The 22,992-nt window shown below is 47.0% G+C and carries 23 protein-coding genes; 15 read left to right on the top strand and 8 right to left on the bottom strand.

Annotation, left to right across the window (positions count from 1 at the left end):
• Positions 1-23: 23 nt before the first annotated feature.
• Entirely contained in the window at positions 24-1,019 is a 996-nt protein-coding gene (locus P9687_RS05275) for an NAD(P)/FAD-dependent oxidoreductase (protein WP_035184151.1), read from the bottom strand.
• Between the two features lie 353 nt (positions 1,020-1,372).
• Here P9687_RS05275 and P9687_RS05280 point away from each other — a divergent pair, with 353 nt between their 5' ends.
• The 4 genes from P9687_RS05280 to P9687_RS05295 all read left to right on the top strand — a co-directional run bounded on the left by P9687_RS05280 (position 1,373) and on the right by P9687_RS05295 (position 5,881).
• Positions 1,373-2,593, top strand: a complete 1,221-nt coding sequence (locus tag P9687_RS05280) for an NAD(P)/FAD-dependent oxidoreductase (RefSeq protein WP_260832035.1) — start codon at positions 1,373-1,375, stop codon at positions 2,591-2,593.
• Positions 2,594-2,673: 80 nt separating this feature from the next.
• Positions 2,674-2,991 carry a YuiB family protein gene (locus P9687_RS05285; RefSeq protein ID WP_071452009.1) on the top strand — a complete coding sequence of 106 codons (318 nt, stop codon included), beginning with the start codon at positions 2,674-2,676 and terminating at the stop codon, positions 2,989-2,991.
• Positions 2,992-3,221: 230 nt separating this feature from the next.
• Positions 3,222-3,836: a 3D domain-containing protein gene (locus tag P9687_RS05290; protein WP_081355863.1), complete on the top strand. Its 615-nt coding sequence runs from the start codon at positions 3,222-3,224 to the stop codon at positions 3,834-3,836.
• A 74-nt stretch (positions 3,837-3,910) separates the two neighbouring features.
• Positions 3,911-5,881 carry a M17 family peptidase N-terminal domain-containing protein gene (locus P9687_RS05295; RefSeq protein ID WP_328228301.1) on the top strand — a complete coding sequence of 657 codons (1,971 nt, stop codon included), beginning with the start codon at positions 3,911-3,913 and terminating at the stop codon, positions 5,879-5,881.
• A 48-nt stretch (positions 5,882-5,929) separates the two neighbouring features.
• Here the strand turns inward: P9687_RS05295 and P9687_RS05300 are convergent, their stop codons facing one another.
• The gene (locus tag P9687_RS05300) at positions 5,930-6,157 is read right to left on the bottom strand and encodes a hypothetical protein (protein ID WP_014097550.1); all 228 of its coding nucleotides are present in this window, start codon (positions 6,155-6,157) and stop codon (positions 5,930-5,932) included.
• A gap of 117 nt (positions 6,158-6,274) precedes the next feature.
• Here P9687_RS05300 and P9687_RS05305 point away from each other — a divergent pair, with 117 nt between their 5' ends.
• From P9687_RS05305 to P9687_RS05315, 3 genes are read left to right on the top strand one after another with little or no spacing between them, the layout of a single operon-like run.
• Positions 6,275-7,933 (top strand): spore germination protein, encoded by a 1,659-nt coding sequence (locus tag P9687_RS05305; protein ID WP_328228300.1) that lies wholly within the window; start codon positions 6,275-6,277, stop codon positions 7,931-7,933.
• Positions 7,933-9,141, top strand: a complete 1,209-nt coding sequence (locus P9687_RS05310) for a Ger(x)C family spore germination protein (protein ID WP_328228299.1) — start codon at positions 7,933-7,935, stop codon at positions 9,139-9,141. Before P9687_RS05305 ends, P9687_RS05310 begins: the two co-directional genes overlap by 1 nt.
• Positions 9,142-9,157: 16 nt before the next feature.
• Positions 9,158-10,279: a GerAB/ArcD/ProY family transporter gene (locus P9687_RS05315; protein ID WP_035189666.1), complete on the top strand. Its 1,122-nt coding sequence runs from the start codon at positions 9,158-9,160 to the stop codon at positions 10,277-10,279.
• Between the two features lie 977 nt (positions 10,280-11,256).
• On the opposite strand, the gene P9687_RS05325 is transcribed toward P9687_RS05315, so the two are convergent.
• Entirely contained in the window at positions 11,257-11,619 is a 363-nt protein-coding gene (locus tag P9687_RS05325) for a hypothetical protein (protein ID WP_017552033.1), read from the bottom strand.
• Between the two features lie 99 nt (positions 11,620-11,718).
• Here P9687_RS05325 and P9687_RS05330 point away from each other — a divergent pair, with 99 nt between their 5' ends.
• Complete coding sequence (locus P9687_RS05330; protein ID WP_013860109.1) at positions 11,719-12,105, top strand: PaaI family thioesterase; 387 nt, start codon at positions 11,719-11,721, stop codon at positions 12,103-12,105.
• A gap of 68 nt (positions 12,106-12,173) precedes the next feature.
• On the opposite strand, the gene P9687_RS05335 is transcribed toward P9687_RS05330, so the two are convergent.
• Positions 12,174-13,382 carry an MFS transporter gene (locus tag P9687_RS05335; RefSeq protein WP_035184169.1) on the bottom strand — a complete coding sequence of 403 codons (1,209 nt, stop codon included), beginning with the start codon at positions 13,380-13,382 and terminating at the stop codon, positions 12,174-12,176.
• A gap of 795 nt (positions 13,383-14,177) precedes the next feature.
• On the opposite strand from P9687_RS05335, the gene P9687_RS05340 reads away from it, so the two are divergent.
• The 3 genes from P9687_RS05340 (at position 14,178) to P9687_RS05350 (ending at position 15,559) form a co-directional block, all read left to right on the top strand.
• On the top strand, positions 14,178-15,032 hold the full coding sequence (locus tag P9687_RS05340; RefSeq protein ID WP_328228875.1) for an Rpn family recombination-promoting nuclease/putative transposase: 855 nt from the start codon (positions 14,178-14,180) through the stop codon (positions 15,030-15,032).
• Between the two features lie 134 nt (positions 15,033-15,166).
• Positions 15,167-15,358 (top strand): hypothetical protein, encoded by a 192-nt coding sequence (locus tag P9687_RS05345; RefSeq protein WP_035190870.1) that lies wholly within the window; start codon positions 15,167-15,169, stop codon positions 15,356-15,358.
• A gap of 33 nt (positions 15,359-15,391) precedes the next feature.
• Entirely contained in the window at positions 15,392-15,559 is a 168-nt protein-coding gene (locus tag P9687_RS05350) for a hypothetical protein (protein WP_233896585.1), read from the top strand.
• A gap of 141 nt (positions 15,560-15,700) precedes the next feature.
• Here the strand turns inward: P9687_RS05350 and P9687_RS05355 are convergent, their stop codons facing one another.
• Positions 15,701-16,084 carry a kinase-associated lipoprotein B gene (locus P9687_RS05355; RefSeq protein ID WP_014097564.1) on the bottom strand — a complete coding sequence of 128 codons (384 nt, stop codon included), beginning with the start codon at positions 16,082-16,084 and terminating at the stop codon, positions 15,701-15,703.
• 134 nt (positions 16,085-16,218) lie between these two features.
• On the opposite strand from P9687_RS05355, the gene P9687_RS05360 reads away from it, so the two are divergent.
• From P9687_RS05360 to P9687_RS05370, 3 genes are all read left to right on the top strand, one after another.
• Positions 16,219-16,818, top strand: coding sequence for a peptidylprolyl isomerase (locus P9687_RS05360; protein WP_104851517.1), 600 nt, complete (start codon positions 16,219-16,221; stop codon positions 16,816-16,818).
• Between the two features lie 131 nt (positions 16,819-16,949).
• The gene (locus P9687_RS05365) at positions 16,950-17,162 is read left to right on the top strand and encodes a hypothetical protein (protein WP_235221920.1); all 213 of its coding nucleotides are present in this window, start codon (positions 16,950-16,952) and stop codon (positions 17,160-17,162) included.
• 415 nt (positions 17,163-17,577) lie between these two features.
• Positions 17,578-18,828, top strand: a complete 1,251-nt coding sequence (locus P9687_RS05370; RefSeq protein WP_014097567.1) for a L,D-transpeptidase family protein — start codon at positions 17,578-17,580, stop codon at positions 18,826-18,828.
• 379 nt (positions 18,829-19,207) lie between these two features.
• On the opposite strand, the gene P9687_RS05375 is transcribed toward P9687_RS05370, so the two are convergent.
• Both P9687_RS05375 and P9687_RS05380 read right to left on the bottom strand, forming a co-directional pair.
• A complete protein-coding gene (locus P9687_RS05375) occupies positions 19,208-20,050 on the bottom strand; it encodes an aldo/keto reductase (RefSeq protein ID WP_104851516.1) in 843 nt (280 codons plus the stop codon).
• A gap of 173 nt (positions 20,051-20,223) precedes the next feature.
• Positions 20,224-21,081 carry an aldo/keto reductase gene (locus tag P9687_RS05380; RefSeq protein WP_014097570.1) on the bottom strand — a complete coding sequence of 286 codons (858 nt, stop codon included), beginning with the start codon at positions 21,079-21,081 and terminating at the stop codon, positions 20,224-20,226.
• Between the two features lie 198 nt (positions 21,082-21,279).
• Between P9687_RS05380 and P9687_RS05385 the strand changes: the two genes are divergently transcribed.
• A complete protein-coding gene (locus tag P9687_RS05385) occupies positions 21,280-22,311 on the top strand; it encodes an NADH:flavin oxidoreductase/NADH oxidase (RefSeq protein WP_104851515.1) in 1,032 nt (343 codons plus the stop codon).
• Between the two features lie 381 nt (positions 22,312-22,692).
• Here P9687_RS05385 and P9687_RS05390 read toward each other — a convergent pair whose 3' ends face one another.
• On the bottom strand, positions 22,693-22,902 hold the full coding sequence (locus P9687_RS05390) for a helix-turn-helix domain-containing protein (protein ID WP_014097572.1): 210 nt from the start codon (positions 22,900-22,902) through the stop codon (positions 22,693-22,695).
• Positions 22,903-22,992 lie beyond the last annotated feature (90 nt).

Here is a 22,992-nt window from a genome sequence, read left to right on the forward strand (position 1 = left end):
CCATCCGGGATTTTGATTTTTCCTTATTCAAACAGCGAAGTGCTGTGCATCGGCTGGACGCGGGCTTTCGGGTCAAGATACGTTTTCGCGTTGCTGACCGCTGTGGTGGCTTCCCCGAACCCCGTTACGATTAACTTCACTTTACCTTCAAACGTGCAAACATCGCCGGCTGCGTAAACGCCTGGGATATTTGTTTCCATTTTGGAGTTGACGACAATGGAATTTTTTTGAATCTCAAGGCCCCAGTTTTTAATCGAGCCGAGTGACGAAATAAAGCCATAATTGCAGATAAGGGCATCAATATCAAGCGCTTCTTTCGCATCGCCTTTTACTTCTTCAATCATAAGCCGGGAGATATTTTCCCCATCACCCATCACTTCGCTCGCGACAAACGGTGTTTTAATCTCAACGCGCGATTGCTTCAATTGTTCCACCGTACGTTCATGGGCACGAAATTTGTCCCGGCGGTGGATGAGCGTCACTTTTTCGGCAACCGGTTCCAGCATAAGCGCCCAGTCAACCGCGGAATCGCCGCCGCCAAGGATGGCAACACTTTTGCCGGCAAACTGGTCCATATCATTCACAAAATAAAACAGATTCTTTCCTTCGTATTGTGCAGCATTTTCAACTTCGAGGCGGCGCGGCTGGAATGCACCAACACCGGCAGTGATGATGACCGCTTTGGAATGGTGGATTTCTTTATCAGTTGTTAGCGTAAAAATGCCGTCTTCATTCTTTTCAAGCTTTTCTGCGGACTGGCCCGTGCAGATCACCGGCTGGAACATGGAGGCCTGCTCTTCTAATTGATTTACAAGATCAGCCGCCTTCACTTTCGGAAAACCGGCGACATCGTATATATACTTTTCAGGGTAAAGCGCAGCCAGCTGCCCGCCAAGCTGTGGCAGGCTTTCAATGATTTTTACGGACATTTTCCGTAATCCGGCGTAAAATGCTGTAAACAAGCCGGTCGGCCCGCCCCCGATAACGGTTATATCATAAACGGTTTGATCTTCCTTCAACGAAACCCCTCCAATACGCTTCATTCTCCTTCATCATAGCACATTTTGGCACAAGCGCACAGGCTAAAAACCTCTGCGGGCAAGGCAGGCAGGTGTTCCTGCGTCCGGAAAAAATTTTAGGCACCATGTTATATATTAGAATATTTTTATTATTATTTTAGTACAGTTTTCAATTGAAAATAGCGGGTAAAAAGCATATGATTGAAGTGGAGATATGTATTTTTTGTGACAATTTGATGGAGATCATGTGACAAATTTGGCGTGCCAATTGTCGTGAATAAAATCACAAATAATGGATGATGTTGCCATACAGGCGCCGGCCTGTCCAAAATAAAGAGATGGAAGTGAGAAAAATGGAGAAACCGAAAGTGGTTATACTGGGTGCCGGTTACGGCGGGCTCATGACCGTGACGCGTCTGCAAAAACAGCTTGCAAAAGGGGAAGCGGACATCACACTCGTGAACAAAAATGATTACCATTACGAAACAACATGGCTTCATGAAGCTTCCGCCGGCACATTGCACCATGACCGGGTCCGCTACCCGATTCAAAACGTCTTAAATAAGAATAAAGTGCAATTTAAGCAGGCGGAAGTCAAGCGGATAAAAAAAGACGCGAACACAGTTGAGTTAAAAGGCGGGGAAGTGTTACCATATGATTATCTCGTCATTGCACTTGGATCCAACGCGGAAACATTCGGAATCGAAGGTTTGAAAGAGCATACTTTTTCGATTACAGATGTAAGCGCTGCCCAAAAAATCCGGGAACATATTGAGCGCCAGTTCGATGCCTACCGGAGGGAAAACGATAAAGATGACAACCGGCTCACCATTGTGGTCGGCGGTGCGGGTTTTACCGGCATCGAGTTTCTTGGCGAGCTGGTGAACCGGATTCCGGCGCTTTGCAAGGAATACGGGATTCCACGCGATAAAGTGCGGATCGTTTCGATTGAATCCAATCCTATCGTTCTCCCGCAATTTGACCGCGAACTTGTCGATTACGCCCTTTCGTATTTGGAAAGCAAAGGCGTCGAGTTCCATATTGGCACGGCGGTCAAAAAAGCGACAAAAGACGGGGTATGGGCCTGCAAAAAAGGCGGAGAGCCGTACGAAATCAAGTCTGGCACCGTCATCTGGTCCGCGGGTGTGCGCGGGAATAGCGTGATTGATGCGTCCGGGTTTGAAACGGTGCGCGGCCGGGTGAAAGTCAAACCGGATTTGACCGTTCCGGGGCATGAAAATGTTTTTGTAATTGGGGACTGTGCGCTGATCATCAATAAGGACACAAACCGCCCGTACCCGCCGACAGCGCAGATGGCGATGCAGCATGGGGAAGTATGCGCACGGAACCTCCTGAAAAAGATCCACGGTGAAGAAAGCCTGGAAGCTTTCACTTTTAATGACAAAGGCACCGTCTGCTCCCTCGGGGAAGACAATGCGATCGGCATTGTGTTTGGCAAAAAGCTGAAAGGCACTTCTGCTTCTGTTATGAAAAAAGTCGTGGATGACCGTGCCCTGTTTATGATCGGCGGCACAAGGCTTGTTTTAAAGAAAGGAAAATTTAATTTTATATAGCAAAAATATTTTCGCGTTACTTTTGACGAAATTCGGTTTTTTCAGTAAACTGGATGTACAACGGGGATGCGGAGGGGCTTATGAGTATACCGGTATTGATTATTTCGATGGTCCTTTTTCTTGTTTTGTTTTTCGGTATCGGTTTTATTGCCAATATGCTTTTGCGGATGACCTGGATTCTCTGTTTTATTTACCCGGTCATTGCGCTTTCGATGATTGACCGGATCGCTTTTTCCCGGTATTTTACCGATCCCGGGACGGCTTTCCGGCAACTTGGGGAGCATCTTAGCTCCATCCATTTATCTGATGCCCTCGTGTTATCGAGCGGCCTTGTGGGGGCACTTTTGGCTGGTGTTGCGATAAAAGCGCTCCGGAAAAACGGATACCGGATGTTTTAAAACTGCCTTGAGGGCAGCTTTTTTTTGCCTTTAAATCGGAGGCGGGCCGGCCGGCAAAAGCCGGCGCAAATTTTCCGGATAAAACAACCAGTGCTTTTTGGAAGCGCCATTTGCAGAATAGGAGAATGGGCGGCGCGAAAAAGGGCAGACGGATCAGCTGTTTTTTTGCTATATGCCCGCATATTTTGGAACGGCGTGGGAAACAATAGCCCTAAGAGGAGTGAAACCAATTGAACATGAAAAAATGGATGATCCGCTTATTGATGGCCATTTTGTTCATATGGGCAATGATTTCCACTTTCCAGGCCATTTCGGGGATAAAAGCAGCAGCTGCAAAAGCGGTACCTGCTCGGGCATTGGAAAAAGGATTGGCCGCTATTGCCGCGAGCCAGCCGCAGCCATCCCTTGATGCCTATGACTGGAGCAATTACCCGAAAAAGAAAGTGACAGCAACGGGGTATACGGCAGGGGCCGAATCGACCGGGAAAAGTCCCGACCATCCCGGCTACGGCATCACCTATTCCGGGGTGAAAGTGAAACGGGATTTATATTCAACGATTGCTGCCGATACATCCATTTTTCCAATCGGGACGGTCCTTTATATCCCAGGCTACGATTTCGGTGTTGTGGCCGATACAGGATCCGCCATAAAAGGGAACCGGCTCGATCTGTATTTTGAAACGGTTTCGGATGTTTACAAGAAATGGGGAAAACAGACGCTTGATGTGTATATTATTAAAATGGGGGACGGGTCCCTGACTGAAAAGGAACTGGCTGAACTGAACGAAAACAAAACGATGCAAGTGTTCCGGCAGCAATATATTAGACCGGAAACGGAAGAATAGCGCAAAATGCCGGTTGCGCTTTTTTTTGTGCGTTTTTTTCAAGCGGACGGCTATAATGGAACAGAGGTGGTTGTATGTTTGAAATTTGTACAGGGGATCCGCTTGAATGCCGGGAAGACTGCCTTGTAATCGGCTTGCAGCAAGTTCCAAAAAAGTTTGACGGCTTGCTGGAAAAACTCGACAACCGTTTCGACGGGGAGCTGACGGAACTGGTAAAATCCGGCGATCTATCCGCGCACGCCGGCAGCCTTTCTGTCATTCATACCCTCGGAAAACTGCCTGTAAAACGGCTTTTGTTTATCGGGCTTGGCAACCCGAAAGAAATCAGAAAAGAACATTTGAAAAGGATGTTTGGAAAAGCAGTGAAACACATCCTGAAAATGAGATGGGCTACGGCAGCGGTTTTTCTCGATACGTTTTGCGCCGGCACAATCAACGGGGAGGAAGCCGCGCAGTTGCTCGGTGAAGCCGCTCCCATGGCCGCATACCAGTTTGCCGGTTACAAAAGACAGCCGAATATCCCGGAAGTGCAGCTCGAAAAAGTAGCGGTTTACATCCGGGCTGCCGGGAAAAAACCGGAACCGGTGGAAAACGTCACAAATGTTCATTCCAGGGTTGCCGGGAAGGCTGAAACCCAACTGGAAAACGCAGATCATGTTAGTGGCCCCGGGAGACCGGAAAACGTCGAACATGTTAGTACCAACGGAAAAGCAGGTGCACAACCGATTCAAAACGCCAATCCTCATTGGGGTGCTGCCGGGAAAGCAGAAGGCAGGTTGAGGAACGCCGAACAAGCGAGTGCTGCCGGAAAAACAGAAGGCCGGCTGGGAAATGCCAAGCATGTTAATGCCCCCAGGAAAGCAAAAGGCCGGCCGGGAAACGCAGAGCATGTTAATGTCGCTGGGGAAGCAGAGATCCGACCGGAGAACATTGGACATGCTGGTGCCGCCGGAAAAGCAAAAGGCCGGCCGGTTAAAAACGCCAGTCTTCAAACGGGTACATACCGTAATACCGATCTCCCCGGGGAAACAGTGGGCACTGCCCTGCACCGTGGGTACGTTTTTGGCAAAGGCGTGAATACGGCACGAACGCTTGTCAATACGCCGGTGAATATTTGGACACCGGTCCGTCTCGCGGAATACGCCGCATCACTTGCTGAAAAATACGCTTTTGAAGTGGAAATCCTTAAAAAAACGGAGATGGAAAAGCTTGGAATGGGGGCGATTTTGGCTGCGGCCGGGGAATCAAAAGAGCCGCCGAACATGATCGTGCTGAGATATGCGGGCGAACGAGAATGGGGCAATGTGCTTGCACTTGTCGGAACCGGCGCCGTGATCGATGGTTGCACACCCGGTGCAAATGTAGGCATGGCAGGGGCAGCAGCTATTCTGGGTGCCATGGAAGTGGTCGGGGAACGGAAACCGGCAAAAAACGTGGTGGCGGTACTTCCCGTAACCGGTAATCGCATAAACGGTACCACAGGGGGCGTTCCTGCAAACGATGGACAGGGTAAAATGCCTGTTGAAACGGGCACTGTCATCACGAGCATGAACGGTAAAACGATTGAAGTGCGGGATACCGGTGCCAGCGGGTTGCTGATGCTTGCAGATGCCGTAACGTATGCGAAACAATATGGTGCCAATCAAATCGTTGATGTTGCCACCTTGACAATGGACGTGGTCTCGGCGCTCGGACGCGATAAAACGGGCGCTGTTGCCAATTGCGATGCTTTTTTTGAACGGGTGCTTGAATCTGCAAAGGAAGCAGGCGAATTCATCTGGCGCTTCCCTGTAACGGAAGCGGACATAGAGAACGTACGAAGCAGCAAAATTGCCGATTTGAACGGTTGGCCGGGCAGCGAAGGCCGCGTGATCGAAAACGGGGCTTTTATCGGGGCGTTTGCGGAAGACACCCCGTGGGTCCATCTGGAAATGTCAGGAACCGCCTTAACAGGGAAAGAAACCGATCTTGGCCCGGCCGGCGCAACCGGTGTAATGGTACGGACACTGGCCGTGCTGGCTGAGAAGATGGCAGAACAGGATTAAAATCGAGTAGGAGGCTAATGAATCATGATTAGCCTCCTACTCGATTCTTCATTTTTGCAGCCGTTCTTCCTGTTTCAACACACCGATTGTGATTTTAAATATGAGCGCCATGATGCATAACATCAGCACGCCTTTTTCAATAGGATAAAAAGTATCGAAGGTACCGATCGGATGGTAGATAGAGCTAATAAGGTCCCTCGTCATATAAAAATCAATGCCGGCGATGAAGACATAGAGGACCAGTGCGACAATCCCGGTCAGGAAAGCGATTTTCATGCATGCCAATTCCTTTCATATTTTTTTCGAATCGAAACATACTAACAACAAGATATCTTCATCAGTAGTTTGCGCTCCGTTACAAACAGCCATGCACGGGCGAAAAGGAGGATCGGTATGCCATATTGGTGGAAAAAACAGAGAAACGCTGCAAAAAAGGAAAACAAAAGTGCAAAGAAAAGCAGGGACGTGCAGAAAACACCTGTGCGCGGAGACGATACGAGCGGGACTGTAACGGATATCCCGTTTTTGACCATGGGCACCGATTTAAAAACGCGCATCCAACAGTTGAAAAAAACAACCGGGAACAGTTCCGACATTGTCATCCATCAAATCATGCTTGGAAGCGGCAATGATTTGCCGGCTGCCGTTATTTCCGTCGATGGCCTGGATGATCCGAAAATGATCAATGAAAACCTGCTTGAAGTCTTGATGGGCAATCCGGAAATCGACGGGTATTTGGGAAGTGAAAATATACTCGACAGCATCATGAAGCACGTCATTAAAATTGGCGGTGTAAAAAAGGTCATGAATTGGAATGACTTGTTTTCGGAGCTGTTGAGTGGCCAGTCCATTTTACTGATTGACGGCGTATACGGTGGATTAAGCATCAGCACAAGGGGCGGGAAACAGCGAGCGATTGAAGAGCCTTCAACCGAAGTAACTGTACGCGGGCCGCGTGAAGGTTTTACCGAATCTTTACGTGTCAACACATCGTTGATTCGTAAACGGATTAAAAATCCGAATCTGTGGATCGAGAACTTTAAAATCGGGGAAGTGACTCAGACCGATGTTGCGCTCATGTACATAAAAGGAATTGTAAACGATAAAATCCTTGAAGAAGCCCGTAAACGGCTAAATACGATTAAAATCGATGCCATTCTTGAATCGGGCTATATTGAACAACTCATTGAAGATAAAACGTATACCATTTTTCCGACAATGTACCATTCGGAAAGGCCGGATGTGGTGGCGGCAAATTTATTGGAGGGCCGTTTCGCCATCGTTGTGGACGGCACGCCGTTCGTTTTGCTCGCGCCTGCTGTTTTTATCCAATTTTTCCAGTCGGCGGATGACTATTATACACGATTTGACATTGCGACAGCGCTCCGCTTTTTGCGGGTGCTCAGCTACTTAATCTCACTTGTTGGGCCTGCTGTCTATGTCGCCGTGACAACCTTTCATCAGGAACTTATCCCGACACAGCTTGTTTTCACGCTCGCGGCGCAGCGGGAGACGATTCCTTTCCCGGCTGTTGTCGAGGCAGTTGGGATGGAGATTGTATTTGAAATCCTCCGGGAAGCCGGACTCCGTCTGCCGCGACCGATCGGCCAGACGGTCTCGATTGTCGGGGCGCTTGTCATCGGGCAAGCGGCAGTGCAGGCCGGACTTGTTTCTCCCGCAATGGTCATTGTGGTATCGATCACGGCCATCGCCAGTTTTTCTACCCCTTCTTTTTTCATTGCTGTTTCAGCCAGATTGTATCGTTTTGTTTTTATGCTTCTGGCGGCTACTTTCGGTTTTTACGGCATCATTATTGGGATGATTGCGCTTGTTGTCCATTTGACCAGCTTGCGGTCTTTCGGCGTGCCATACACGGCGCCGATTGCCCCTTTCATTCGTTCCAACTCCGGTGATACGGTGATCCGCGTGCCAATGTGGTCGATGAGCGCCAGGCCGCGTCTCTTCAGCCAGAAAAATATCGTCCGCCAGGCAGAAAATCAAAAGCCAATGCCGCCGAAACAAAAAAATGATGCGAATGGGGAGCAACCATGATGAGCAGTCGATGGAAAACGGCCGTTGCCCTTTTTATGGCTTCTTTTTTGCTGACAGGCTGCTGGAGCCATAAAGAGTTAACGGATATTGCCTTTGTAAGCGCCATTGGCATTGACCAGCTTGAGAACGGGCATTATTTGCTGACCTATCAAATTGTTAATTACTTAAACATTCCAAGCGGCATGCAAATCGGCGGCGGGCAGGGTCCTCCTGTTACCATCTATCAGACGGAAGGCAAAACGATTGAGGAAGCCATTCTCGCTTCAGACCAGGAAATTTCCAGGAGACTATATTTTTCTCATACAAACGTTCTCTTGATTGGCAGAAACTTGGCGGAAAATGGCATCTATCCGGTTATTGATACTTTTGACAGGCGTAAAGAATTCCGCAATACTGCTTCCGTTCTGATTGCCCGCAAAGGTAAGGCGGAAGATATTCTTCAGGTGATGACGCCGATTGACCATATTCCGACCAATAAAATCAATAAAACATTGGAAGATGCGGAAGAAAATGTCGGTGGGCGAATAAAAACAGATGTTTCCGATATCTTATATGACTTTACAACGGAAGGAAAAGAAGCGGTAGTGGGAAGCTTCAAGCTGATAGGGGATCCGAAAAAAGGAGGGAAGCAGGACAGCCAGAATCAAACAAAACTGGACGCATACTTAACGAGCGGAGGGATCGGGATCTTAAAACATGGAAAATTGATTGATTGGGTAGGCGGACAGGATGCCCGTACGATTACATGGCTATTGAAAAAAACAAAGATGTCTTCGCTAGAAATAGACTGGGCTCATCATCCAAATGCGCTCGGGCTGCGGGTAAGAAAAACGATTATCGGAATGAAACCGGTTATGAAAAACGGGAAGCCGGAAATGCATATTCACATTCGCCTTGCAGGTCAGCTACAAGAAGTCGATGTGCCGCTTGATGTAATGGATTCCAAGGAAATGGCCCGGATTGAAAAAGCATACGAAAAAAATGTGGAGCAGCAAATCAACAAAGGCATCCGACATATGCAGCGCGAGCAATGTGATGTGTTCGGCTTCGGGGAAATGATTTACCGCCAGTACCCGAAAGAGTGGCACAGTTTAAAGCATCATTGGAATGAAAATGGTTTTGCCCATTTAAAAGTGAAAGTGCATGCAGACGTTGTCATCGCCAATTCTGAATTACGGACAAATCCATTCCATTCAAATTTAAAATAATAGGGCCTGGTGATATATGGAAAAGGTGAAGATTTCCTCATACCAATTTTTTGTGTTAATTTTTATGTTTGAACTAGGCAGTGCCCTTTTGCTGGGAATCGGAAAGGGCGCAAAGCAGGATGCATGGCTTGCAATTTTAAGCGGCTTGAGCATGGGGTTTTTCCTGTTTTACGTTTATTACAAAATATTTTCCTTCTATCCTGGCATTTCGCCGGTCGAATGGTTGCGGGCGATTTACGGAAAAGTCATTGGCTGGTGTTTCGGCTTTGCCATGGGCATTTACTTTTTGTATCTTTCTGCCAGGGTGCTGCGCGACTTTGGAGAAATGCTGATTATATCGGCTTATCCGGAAACACCGCGATTTATTATCACAGTGATCATGGCTTTTTGCGTCATGTATGCAGTGAAAAAAGGAATGGAAGTGATGGCCAGAACCGGGGAGATCTTTTTCATCTTTGTTTATTTTCTGATGATTATGAGTTTCGTATTGATTACTTCATCGGGGCTCATTAACCTTAATTATTTGAAACCCGTACTGGAAAACGGACCCATGCCTATTATGAAAACAATGGCGACAGAGACGATTTATATTCCTTTCGGCGAAACGATTGCGTTTTTGTCCATTTTTCCGCTTGTAGACAAGATAAAGGGTGTAAAGGTAGCCGGGCTGTCCGCCATGTGGTTAAGCGGTACAAATTTGGCGATCTCGATGCTGATCAATACCTGTGTACTTGGAGTGGATGTAATGATGCGTTCCCCGTTTCCGCTGCTTACGACCATCCAGGAAATTCAAATCGCCCATTTTCTGGAGCGGTTGGATGTATTTTTTATGTTGGCTTTAATCGTTGGCGGCTTTTTTAAAGTAGGGATTTTCTTATATGCGGCTTGCATAATGTTTACGGAGCTGTTTCATGTGAGCAGTTATAAGAGAACAGTTTATCCGCTCGGCCTGATCATGTTGTGCGCATCGGTGATGATTGCGTCAACGTATGCGGAACATATTGATGAGGGCATCAAAGTGGTGCCTGTTCTGCTTCACCTTCCCATGCAAGTGGTTTTTCCGATTATAACGCTTTTGCTGATTTTGTGGCAGGAAAGACGCAAAAAAAAGAACGGGCAAAAGTCAGCGTCTGCGTAACGCCCAATCCGGTAGTGCTGGGATGCATACACTAAAAATAGAAGGAGAGGAGGTTATTTGATGTATCCGCATGCACATTACCCGGCACGTTCCCCGTTTTTCGCAGGACCGCTTCTGGGTGGTTTTCTCGGCGGTTTGCTTGGCGGGGCACTGGTAAGGCCACGCCCGTATTTTCCATACCCTCCGGTGCCATATCCACCGGTTCCGTACGGAGGATATCCGCCATTCCCGTATTATTAAAAATAACCCCCGCTTCTCAAGCGGGGGTTATTTTTTCGGAAAGATACCCGGCTCCTTTGGTTGCAAGAAGTTCCGAAACAAGGATTTTGTTGGAACGGCTTCAAATGATAAAACATGAAGGACAATTTGGGGAGCGGTGCCCACGTTTTTGTCTTTCATACAAACGATGAAGGACAATTTGGGGTAAGGAGTCCTTGATTTTATCCTTCATTCAGTTTATGAAAGACATTTCGCCGTTCTGGGTTTTGAAATTTGTCCTTCATCGGGTTGATGAAGGACAATTCGGAGCACGGAGCCTTTGTTTTTGTCTTTCATACAGCTTATGAAGGACAATTTGGGGTAAGGAGTCCTTGATTTTGTCCTTCATTCAGTTTATGAAAGACATTTCGCCGTCCTGGGATCTGAAATTTGTCTTTCATCGGGTTGATGCAGGACAAATCGTGGTATGGAGCCATTGATTTTGTCTTTCATACAGCTTATGAAGGACAATTCTGGGTACGGATCCATTGATTTTGTCCTTCATTCAGTCTATGAAGGACATTTCGCCGTTCTGGGATTTGAAATTTGTCTTTCATCGGATTGATGAAGGACAATTCGGAGCACGGAGCCCTTGATTTTGTCTTTCATACAGCCGATGAAGGACAATTCAGAGAGCCGCGTCTTTGGTTTCGTCCTTCATACAGCTTATAAAAAACAATTCGGGGGGCAGGATCCCAGAGCTATGGACAAGCCGCAAGTTATGACCAGCGCATTTTCATCCGGAGCTCACAGCAAGGTTCCTGGTTGCCCGCGGCCTGGTGGACAAACTGCAATACAAGGCCGTCCGGTGTATAAAACACGCGCGGTATATGCTGGATACCGGTACCCGTCAGCATGCGACCGACATCGGTCGAATCTGATTTTTGTGCAGCAGACATCAGTTGCCCGGCAAAAGCCGTAGAGCGGGAAATGCGGTTAAGCAAAAGCTGTGCATCTGCCAAGAGCGCGTGCGTGCGCATGGCCGAATCCATAAATTTTTTCGGGTGGACGGCAGGATATTGGCGGTAAGGCATGGAATAGTATGGAAAGGAAGGAACAACATAATACGGATTGTAGTACAATATTCTCACCTTCTTTCTCAGGCGGGGATCATCATTTTTTACATCGTATGAAAGAAAGGCTTGAAAGATGTATGGACAATCCGAACCGGGGGGAAAGAGATGGAATTGGAACATACAATGATCGGCGCGCTGGGCATAAAACTTGTCCAAATGGAGCCCGGGAAAGTAGTGGCGACCATGCCTGTGAATGAAAAAACGATACAGCCGCTCGGATACCTGCACGGCGGGGCATCCGTTGCACTCGCGGAAACCGCAGCAAGCCTCGGGGCTGCGATGCTGATCGATTTAGAAAAAGAAGTCTGTTTCGGACTTGAAATCAATGCCAACCATATCCGCTCAAAACGAAACGGCACCGTAACCGCAGTTGCCGAGGCCGTGCACCGGGGCAAAAGCACCCAGGTTTGGGAAATCAAAATCAAAGACGAAGACGAAAACTTAATTTGCCTGTCGCGCTGTACCATTGCGGTCGTGCCAAAAAAAAGCTAAAAGTTTCGCGACCTGGCAAGGAAAAATAAAAAAACGGCAAGATACCATCAAAAGGGTATCTTGCCGTTTTAGCTTTCCCGGACGGTGCGGCGCTGTTCTGATTTTACACTGTAAAGAAGGAGCGCAAATGCGAACAGGAACAAAACCCCGGTTACATAAAACACAGATGAAATGCCGGAGATCACGGATACGTAACCGCCAATCAGCGGCCCTGTTACATTCCCGAGAAACCGGAAACTTTGGTTATAACCGAGCACTTCACCTTGCATGCTGAGCGGCGCTTCGAGACGAATAAACGCCACAATGCTCGGGTTCATTCCGCCGATCACCATGCCAAACAGGAACCGTAAAATAATCAGTTGCCATAAATGGCTTACGAGTGCTTGCGGCACCATGAAGGCACAGGCAAGCACAAGCAAAATCAAGAGAATCCTTGCATGCCCGTATTTGTCGCCGAGCATGCCCCACTGCCTTGTCAAAAGCAGGTTGCCGAACCCGGTGGCGGAAAAAGCAAGCCCGGATAGGAACGCAATATTGCCGGAACTTGTCAAATGGCTGACATACAGCGCCAATAGCGGCTGGACGCAGAAGTTCGCCATTTGGATCAAAAGCGCAATCACCATGACGGTAATCAAAATCCGGCGGCTGACAATTTGTTTTATAACAGCAAGGGGAGAAACGGGTTTCTCTTTTCGCCGGGCCGGATCGGAACGTTTTTCTTTAATGCCGAAAACAACGCCAAGTGCGGCAATCGAAATGGCAACGGCTGTAATCATAAAAGTGTATTTAAAACCAAAATTGTCTGCAATCGACCCGCCAATCAGCGGCCCAAATAAGTTTCCGGAAACATTTCCCATTTGCAAAGTGCCGAGCACCTTGCCGGCTTCTTCCTTAGAGGTCTGCTTTGAAATGAGCGCCATAGAAGTCGGGATAAACCCGGTCACGATCCCCATGAAAATCCGGGTCGTAAATAAAGTGGCGACATTGTTTGCAAGCCCCATAAAAAACAGACTCGCGGCGATACCGAACCCGGTAATAATAAGCGTCGGTTTAAAGCCGTATTTGTCGCCGATACGTCCCCAGATTGGCGACATAAAAAAAGCAACCAAAAAGGTCACGCCAAAAATATATCCGGCCCAGCGCTGGACATAGTTATCGCTGAAATGGCCGAATGTTTGAATATATAGCGATAAAAATGGAACGATCATCGTTAAGCTTGCACCCACTAAAAAGTTACAGACAAACATAATATACAAATTGCGTTTTTCCTGGCTCATTAGATGAGAAAATCGCCTCCTTGCGCAATGAAAACAAAAGTATACGGAGTAAATATTTCGTTGAACTAAATATTATTATAAAACTTATCACCGAAACTTCAACAAAACCGGCTTGTAAAAAAGTGTCCGTTTTTTGACAGAGAATTTTCCCCTTGTATCGTATGCTTGAAACGCACTCTCGTATAGGACGCCTGCACATCTATTATATGTTTGAAACGTAAATCCCATTTTGGAAAAGATTGGTTTCCATCTACAAACTGTTCCGGCCAAGCTATGATATGCCGCTGCTTTAGGAGAGATTTTAGCCCTCATGGAAAAAAACGCGGCCTGCCAAAAAGTCGGGAAGAAGATGAAGCAAAAAAGTGATTTTTCAGCAAGTCCGCTCAGGTATATCTTCATATGTGGAAAGGTGGAAAATCTGTTTTTTCAATTCATAATAGTCGCGTTGTGATCGATGGGGACGTTATTGTGGGCTCGAGTTGCTGGCGCTTGCAGATGAAATGCGATAAGGAAAAAACCGGTTATCAGGAGGGGCTGGTCGGCGGCAGGTTTGTAGCGGATATCAAGAACGGTTGATTTATAGAATCTGTGGCGTTTGCAGGGTATTGGTCTACTTTCACGGACATCAGCGGAGACATCTGAAATATAGTCGGCGTTTTCACACCCATCTACGTTTCGGATCAAAAGACGAAAAATTTTGAAATCAACATTTTTGTCGAATTGGTGTTCCCTTCATTTCAAAAATGTTGTATAATAAAAACGGAATAGTTTTAATACTTGAAAAGGGGGAATGGGATGGATAAGCGGACTGGGCGCAATGAATATGACCGTCATTGGAAGCGGGTCATTCATTCGCTGTTTGAAGATTTTGTTGCGTTTTTTTCACCAGGCTTGTATGAGATGATTGATTGGGACAAGCCACCTGACGACCTGGATAAGGAGTTCCAAAAGCTGAATCCGGACGGCAAAAGCCGTGACCGGGAAGCAGACGGGCTTTTTAAAGTGTATTTGAAAAATGGTAGCGAACAGTGGATACTTGTCCATATCGAAGTGCAGGGGTGGAAAGATACTGGTTTTGCAGAAAGAATGTTTCAATACTTCTACCGGATTTTTGATGCGTATGATAAAAAGATATTTGCGCTTGTGATTTACACCGAAGATTACTCCGAAACGTATACCCCACCTCGTTATGAATACAACTTTTTCGGGACAAAATTGAGTTATGAATACAATGTGTATAAAATAGCGGAACAAGATGAAAATGAATTGTTGCAATCGACTAATCCATTTGCTTTTGTAATCCTTGCGGCAAAAAAAGCCCTGTATGGAAAAACAGCTGCACAGCCAACCAAATTAGAATTGAAAAAGCAGTTGCTCCGGGTTTTAACTGTTATGAAAGATCGCTTGCAGCTCGATAAAAAGGATTTACTGACACTTTTCATTTTCATGGACCACATGATAAAACTCGAAAGTCAATACCAACAGGAGTTTAACCAGGAAATCAAAAATTGGGAGGGTGGCACGATGATAACGTATGAAGATGAACTAAAACAAGAAGGAAGAGAAGAAGGGAGAAAAGAAGGACTACAAGAAGGTAAACGAGAAGGAAGACAAGAAGGGCTACGAGAAGGAAAAATAGAAATCACATGAAACCTCATTAAACTAGGGTCATCCCTCGATTTTATCAAAAAAGCAACAGGCCTTTCCGAAAAAAAGATACTTGAAATAAAGGAGGAGCTGGAAAAAGAATAAGGGCTGATGGTTTTGAAGGGGAGGGCGGCACGATGATAACGTATGAAGATGAACTAAAACAAGAAGCAAGAGAAGAAGGGAGAAAAGAAGGGAGACACGAAGAAAAAATTGAAATTACCCGAAACCTTATTAAACTTGGGATACCACTCGATTCTATCAAAAAAGCAACAGGTCTCTCCGAAAAAAAGATCCTTGAAATAAAGAAGAAGTTGGAAAAGGAATAAGGGCTGATGGCTTTGAATTGGGAGGGCGGCACGATGATAACGTATGAGGATGAACTAAAACAAGAAGCAAGAAAAGAAGAAAGAATCAAAATCACCCGAAACCTCATTAAGCTTGGGGTGCCACTCGTTTTTATCAAAAAAGCAACAGGTCTTTCCGAAAAAAAGATCCTTGAAATAAAGGAGAAGCAAGAAAAGGAATAAGGCGAATGGTATTGAAACGGGAGGGTGGCACGATAGCACAAATGGTTTTGAAATGGGTGTATATAGTAATTTAATTGATCGGTCACCCTGTTGCAATTAAATTCCATTTTTTAAGAGCAATTACAAAACCCGCTGGAAAAATCATCCAACGGGTGATATGCCGTATTCTTTCATCAGACTTTTTAACGCGGCGATGCTTTTCCGGCTGTAAAGTGTGTCTTCTTTTTCAAGCTTTTCCATCAGTTCGCGGACAGCGGTTTTTAGCGACGCCTCGTAATCCGGAATCTCTCCGTTGTACGGTTTGACCGTTTTCCGCGGGATATTCGCTTGTTCTCCGAAGGCCAAAGCTTTCCGCTCATGGAAAAACGGTACATCCCCTTCATTCGGGTGGTGCAAATCCCCCTGGGCGGGATGCTTTAACACGGCCAGTACCTTAAATACATAATGGTCGGGAAACACTTGCGTAATTTCTCCAATATATTTCCCGGTTTTTTTCGTTGTCACAATCTTATCTCCAACTTCCAAGCTGATTCCCCCTTGCGCTTTTACTACCATTATGGTGAAAAAGCCGGAAAGAAGCAAAAGAAAACGTTTGGACTTTTTGCCCGGATTTTAGTAAAGTAGACAAGAATAGTGAAACAAATGGAGGTTTTAAACATATGGCAGACGAAACCATGTATCCGCAACTTCAAGCGGGCGTGCGCGAAAACGAAACGGTCGCAGACATGCAGACCAATATGGGAACGATCACGATCAAGCTGTTTCCAGCGTTTGCGCCGAAAACGGTCGAGAATTTTGTCACGCACAGCAAAAATGGTTACTATGACGGCTTGACGTTCCACCGTGTGATCGATGGGTTCATGATCCAGGGCGGGGACCCGAGCGGAAACGGGACCGGCGGCGAAAGCATCTACGGCGCCCCGTTCGAAGACGAATTTTCAGAACGGCTTTTCAATTTCCGCGGTGCCTTGTCCATGGCCAACGCCGGCCCGAACACAAACGGCAGCCAGTTTTTCATTGTCCAAAGCAAAACGGTCGACCCCAGCATGAAAGGGCAAATGGAACAGGCGGGTTACCCGGCTGAAGTCGTAGAAGCTTATATGGAAAAAGGCGGGACACCGTGGCTTGATTTCCGTCACACCGTATTCGGCCAGGTCATGGAAGGCATGGAGGCTGTCGATGAAATCGCCGGCGTCCGTACAGGTCTGCAGGATAAACCGGTGCACGATGTCATCATCGAAAAAATCACCATACGTTAATCGCGAGTTACCATGCCGGCCTGCCCTGCGGCTTTTTTCGGAAACCTGTTCAACAGCACCGCATGAAAAATGCGGTGCTGTAACCGTTTCATTTACGGTCCCTGGCTGTTATAATGGTTGAAAAGGGGGAAGTGCCATTGTTTCCATATCTCATCGGATTTCTTGTTCAATTTCCGCAGGAGAAAAAATATTATATCCCGGCGTTGATCTCACTTTCCTTTTTTGTGCTGCTTGCGGTGCTCGTGTTTTTCATTTTCCGGAAAATCAATGAAAAGCAGGTGAAGCAGGCAAAAAAACTGGAGGAAGAAATCATGAAGAAAAATCGCTTTCCGCATGCGGATTAGCGTTTTCTTTTTTATAGGAGGTGGCAGATGTGGTTACGGCATGCCATTACAAATGCGCTTATTGTGTTTTCTTTTTTATAGGAGCAGACAGATGAGATGTCAGGCTAAAACACCGCTGTTTCCGGGGGAAAAAGCAGGGGATGGCGTCATGCGCTTCCCAAAGATTTGTGAACGTTGGATGAAATGGAATAAATGACTTGTATAACCGGACTGATTCATATATCTTATATGTAAATGATGTAATCTTTTTGTAACATAAACTACTTTATTGGGGTGATCGGCCATAACCAGGAAGAAAAGTCTTCTTATTGGCATCATTGCGGCAGTTGTCATCATTCTTTTAGGCGGCGCCGGCTATTACCAGGCTACCCGTTTTAACCCGCATGTCAAAATCAACAACGTCAAAGTCGGCGGCATGACCACTGAACAGGCGATGAAAAAATTAAAGTCTATGACATTAACAAATAAAGTATATGTCGGGAACAAAGTTTTGGTGGACGGGAAAGATACAAAGGTCCGTTTTACAGACGGTGATATGGCGAAGGTAAAACGCGTTTTCAAAACCCAGCGCACATGGATTCCGTCTTTTAAAGAGAAAAATTATATGGTCATGCCGGGGCGGACGGATCACTACCGCAATGTGACACTGAAGCAGGAAGTTTCCAAAAAACTGGAACAGCAAAATCAACATCTGCAGGCACCAAAAGATGCACAGGCTTATCTGAAGGACGGAAAAATTGGTGTATCGAAAAGCGAAAACGGCAATCAATACGACATTTCCGCCATGTTAAAGGCATATGACACACAAAAATACAACAGTGAAATTCATTTGCGCCCGGTAAAACTTCAACCGGTCCGCGAAAACAGCAAAATTGTAAAGCAGGAAAAGCAAAAGCTTGAGGAACTCTCGAACAAGACTGTCAACTATATCCTGCAGGAAAAGAAATATCCGTTCAAGGCAAGTGAACTAATTCAAAATGCATCCGTCTCAAAAGATATGAAACTAGCAATTGACCCGTCCGGCATCCAGTCGCGGCTGGATGCGTTGAACAAGGAGAAATCGACGCTCCATAAAAACTTCAGTTTCAAAACGCATGCGGGCTCCGTCATTTCCGTAAAAGGCCAGTCGTACGGCTGGGCGATTGATACGAAAGCGGAAGCGAAACGGATTGCGGACGCCTTTCAAAACGGCAAGGATACCGTCAAGGCTTACAATATTTACGGCGAAGGGTACAGCACGATCGGCGTCGGCTACCATGTCCTGGCCGAAAACGGGATTGGCGATACGTATGCGGAAGTGTCGATTTCCGACCAGCGCATCTGGATTTATAAGGACGGCAAGCTGAAAGTCACGACCCGGGTTGTAACGGGAAGGCATGATACACACGAAGATACGCCAAAAGGGGTTTGGTACATCGAATATAAAGAGTCCCCGTCTGTATTGGAGGGCAGTGAAGCGGGCAACCCGAATTATTCCGTTAAGGTAAAATATTGGGCGCCTTTCACGCTCGGCGGTGTTGGCTTCCATGATGCGAGCTGGCGGAAGAACTGGGCCATGGACGCCTATGTCCACCACGGCTCCGGCGGATGTGTGAACACGCCGCCAAGTGTCATGAAAACCGTCTATGACAACCTGGAACAAAACGAACCGGTCATCGTTTATTAATGGCCGGAACCGGCTTCTATCCGGGCCGGTTCTTGTTTTAAAAAAGGGGCAGTCCCATTGGCTCCTGAACAGATAATTGTGAGATTCATGAACCGCTTGTGGGCATCGTGACGGAAACCGTACAACCAATTGTATCGTGCTTATAAAAAAAGGAGCAGTCCCATTTGGCTCCTGAACAGATGATTGTGAGATTCATGAAACGTTTGTGGTCATCGTGACGGAAACGAACACCCAACTGTCTCATGCTTACAAAAAAGGGGCTCCCATCAGCCGTTTAACGACTATTGGGATAGCCCCTTTTTTTACATGGCTTTAAAATTTTTCATAGATTGCCGGAACCTTCTCAAAATACGTATCTGCATCGTTCACAAATATGTCTTTAAAATTCTTCATAGGTTGCCGGATCCTGGCCGAAAGTCCTGCCGTCCGGGCGGCTTAACCCGGATATGGTGCGCATCTCTTCTTCAGAAAGCGAAAAATCAAAGATAGACAAGTTTTCCAGCTGCCTTTCCGGTGAAGCCGATTTCGGGAGCGGAATGGCGCCAAGCTGCGTATGCCAGCGCAAAATCACTTGCGGGACAGATTTCTGATGGGCTGCAGCAATTTTTTGAATCGCCGGATCTTCAAGCAGATGGTTCGCTCTTCCAAGCGGGCTCCATGATTCCGTCACGATCCCATGTTCCTCATGCCAGGCGCGCTGCTCCTCCTGTGCAAAATAAGGGTGGAGTTCCACCTGGTTTATGCTCGGCGCAACCCCGGTTTCTTTTATGATCCGTTGCAAATGCTCCGGCAAAAAATTGGAAACGCCGATCGAGCGGACAAGCCCCCATTTTTGCGCGTCGACAAGCGCCTGCCATGCTTCCACATATAAATCTTTGCTCGGGTTCGGCCAGTGGATGAGGTAAAGGTCAAAGTAATCGAGGCCGGCCCTGTACAATGATTCCTGAATGGTTTGGACCGCTTCTTTATAAGCATGGTGCCGCCCCGGGAGTTTCGAAGTGATGCGCAGCTGTTCGCGCGGAACAGAAGAGCGCCGGACCGCCTCGCCGACCGCCCCTTCATTTTCATAATTAAACGCTGAATCAATCAGGCGGTAACCCGCGTCAATCGCGCTTACGATCGCCTGGACGCCTGCCGCCCCGTTCAGTTTGTACGTGCCGAATCCGACAGCCGGAACGGTCATCCCGTCGTTCAGTTTGATTTCAGGAATGGAAATAGACAATTTCTATCGCTCCTTTCGTATTTTGTAACCAGTATACCAATGACTGGAAAATGCGTCTATTTTGATGATTGATCTTGCTGCCTTGGGTCAGCGGGAGGCAAATCAGGAAAAACTGCCATCATTTCCGGAAAAGCAAATAACAAAGCAGCTGCCCAGAGGACAGCTGCCCATCTTTATTCCGGCCTTACGGAAGTTTGTGCTAAAAATTCTTCGTCATCCGGATTCCTTCCGTACCGTTTCCCGGTGTTTAATGAAGCAATTTTTTCCATATCTTCCGGCGTTAACGAGAAATCGAAAATCTCGCTGTTTTCTTTAATCCGGCTCGGGGTCACCGATTTTGGAATGACGACAATACCGCGTTCCACGTGCCAGCGCAACACAATTTGCGCCGGGGTTTTCCCGTATTTTTTCCCAAGCTCAACCAAAACAGGCTGCTCAAGCAGGTTGTTCTTGCCCTGGCCGAGCGGGCCCCATGCTTCATGTAAAATATTGTGTTGCTTTAGAAATTCATGCAGTTCATTTTGCGGAAACTCCGGATGTGTCTCAATTTGGTTGATCACCGGTACGACTTCGCTATGGGCCAGCAAATCTTCCAAATGGTGGATTTGGAAATTCGATACGCCGATCGCTTTAATTTTGCCTTCATGGTAAAGTTCTTCCATTGCTTTCCATGTTTCAATATATTTCGGTGACGGCCAGTGGATCAAATAAAGATCCAAATAATCGGTGCCAAGACGGTCAAGGCTCGCCTGGAAAGCGGCTTTTGTTTCCTCATAGCCATGGTCGTAGTTCCACACTTTCGACGTAATGAAGATTTCTTTCCGGTCTACGCCGCTTTCCCGGATTGCTTCGCCGACATATGTTTCATTCCCGTAAATCATCGCGGTATCAATATGGCGGTAGCCGGTTTCCAGCGCGGCTTTCACAGCGTTTTTCAACTCATTTTCTTCTTTTACAAGAAAAACACCGAGACCGAGTTGCGGGATTTCAACGCCGTTATTGAATTTTAAATTTGGAATCGTTTGAGCCATCCTTCATTCCCTCTTTCATTTAGATATGTAAGTGTACGATGATTTTAACACAATCAAGCAGCTTTTTGCCACGCACAAGACTGTGAGCGCAAATTTTGACGGTTGAAACATCGGTTTGTTATATTTGGAACGAACTTTTCCGCCAATTTACATAGCGGTTCAGGTGCAAAAATAACAGCCGTAAGGAGTGGTTTTGCAATGAATGATTTACTTACCCCGTACAAACTGAAATCGCTTGAAGTGAAAAACCGTATTGTCATGCCTCCCATGTGCCAATATTCCGTTGAGAAAAAAGACGGCGTTGCCACTGACTGGCACTATGTCCATTACGTCAGCCGTGCTATCGGGGGCGCCGGTTTGATCATTATGGAGATGACCGATGTGGAGCCGGACGGCAGAATTTCCGACAATGATCTCGGCTTATGGTCTGATGAGCAGATCGCGCCGCTTGCCAAAATTGTGGAAGCGTGCCATCAATACGGCGCCAAAGTCGGGATTCAAATCGGACATGCCGGCAGAAAAGCACAGGATGCAAAACAACCGGTTGCCCCTTCCCCCATCCCTTTTGATGACCATGCAAAAACACCAAAGGCATTAACGAAGGAAGAAATCAAAGAAATCGTCCGCAAATTTGGCGAATCTGTCCGCCGCGCTGTCCAGGCCGGTTTTGACACGATCGAATTGCACGGCGCACACGGTTATCTGATCCATGAATTCCAGTCGCGCTATACAAACAAACGGTCAGATGAATACGGACAGGATTTGGCATTATTTGGAAAAGAAGTCATTGCCGCTGCCAAAAGCGAAATGCCTGCCGACATGCCACTTATTATGCGCATTTCAGCCCGTGAATATGTCGATGGCGGGTATGGCATTGAAGAAAGTATTGCGCTTTCGAAGGCGTATAAAGAAGCCGGTGTTGACCTGTTTCATATTAGTTCCGGAGGCGAGGGCCATATCGGTGCGGCCGGCCGCCCGGGGACGCACGCCGCTTATCAGGTGCCGCTTGCACGCCAGATCAAAGAGGCTTTAAACGTTCCGGTCATTGCAGTCGGCCGGCTGGAAGACCCGGTTCTTGCCAATGCGGTAATCGGAAACGAAGAAGCAGATCTTGTTGCGGTCGGCAGAGGCATGCTCCGCAACCCTTATTGGGCGCTCAATGCAGGGATCGCGCTCGGCAAAGACGCAGGTGTGCCGATCCAATATACAAGAGGGTTTCCAAAAAGGTAAGGAAGGCTGTTTGCAGCGGCCGTCCGTGGAAGTTCCTGAATCAACCACTCGAAACCGGTATCGCGTTGGAAAAACGGTCCAATAAACAAGAGAATTTCCAAAAAAATAAGGAAGGCCGTTTGCAGCGGCCGTCCGCGCATCCCGGACCGGGCAACTTGGCCTGCAATGAAGCGAATCCAAAAACAGGAAAACAGCGCACTGAACGGGGCGCTGTTTTCTTCTTTTACAGCATACAAAAAACGGGGCCGGAAAACCGGACCCGCAAAATAAAAAAAGGGGGAATACTTATGATAGTGCGGCTTCCCGAAAGTCGCCCTCACTAAAGAAAGCATTGTAGTATTAGGATAGCCGTTGTGAAGTGAATTTAAACCTCTTATACAATTATTTTTTTCCGAGCGCTTCCAAAAATACGGAAGCGGCTACATCAAGAACAGTGGAGAGTTTTAATATCGTCTGTGTGGTCGGAATTTGCTCCCCGGTTTCGTACTGCTCGAGTGTATGCTTGCCAATCCGGGCTTTCACGGCCAGTTCTTCAATGCTCATCCCGCTTAATTCACGGTAAAATTTCAACTTCTCGCCAAAGCTATTCATGAGACGCCCTCCCTTAACGATTATTTTGAATAAAAATACTTCCTTTCCATTTCATTTCTTTATTTTATTGTAGCATATAGGCGGGTGGCA

Origin of the sequence: Weizmannia sp. CD-2023, from assembly GCF_036225245.1 — a bacterium.
Classification (GTDB): domain Bacteria; phylum Bacillota; class Bacilli; order Bacillales; family Bacillaceae_C; genus Weizmannia; species Weizmannia faecalis.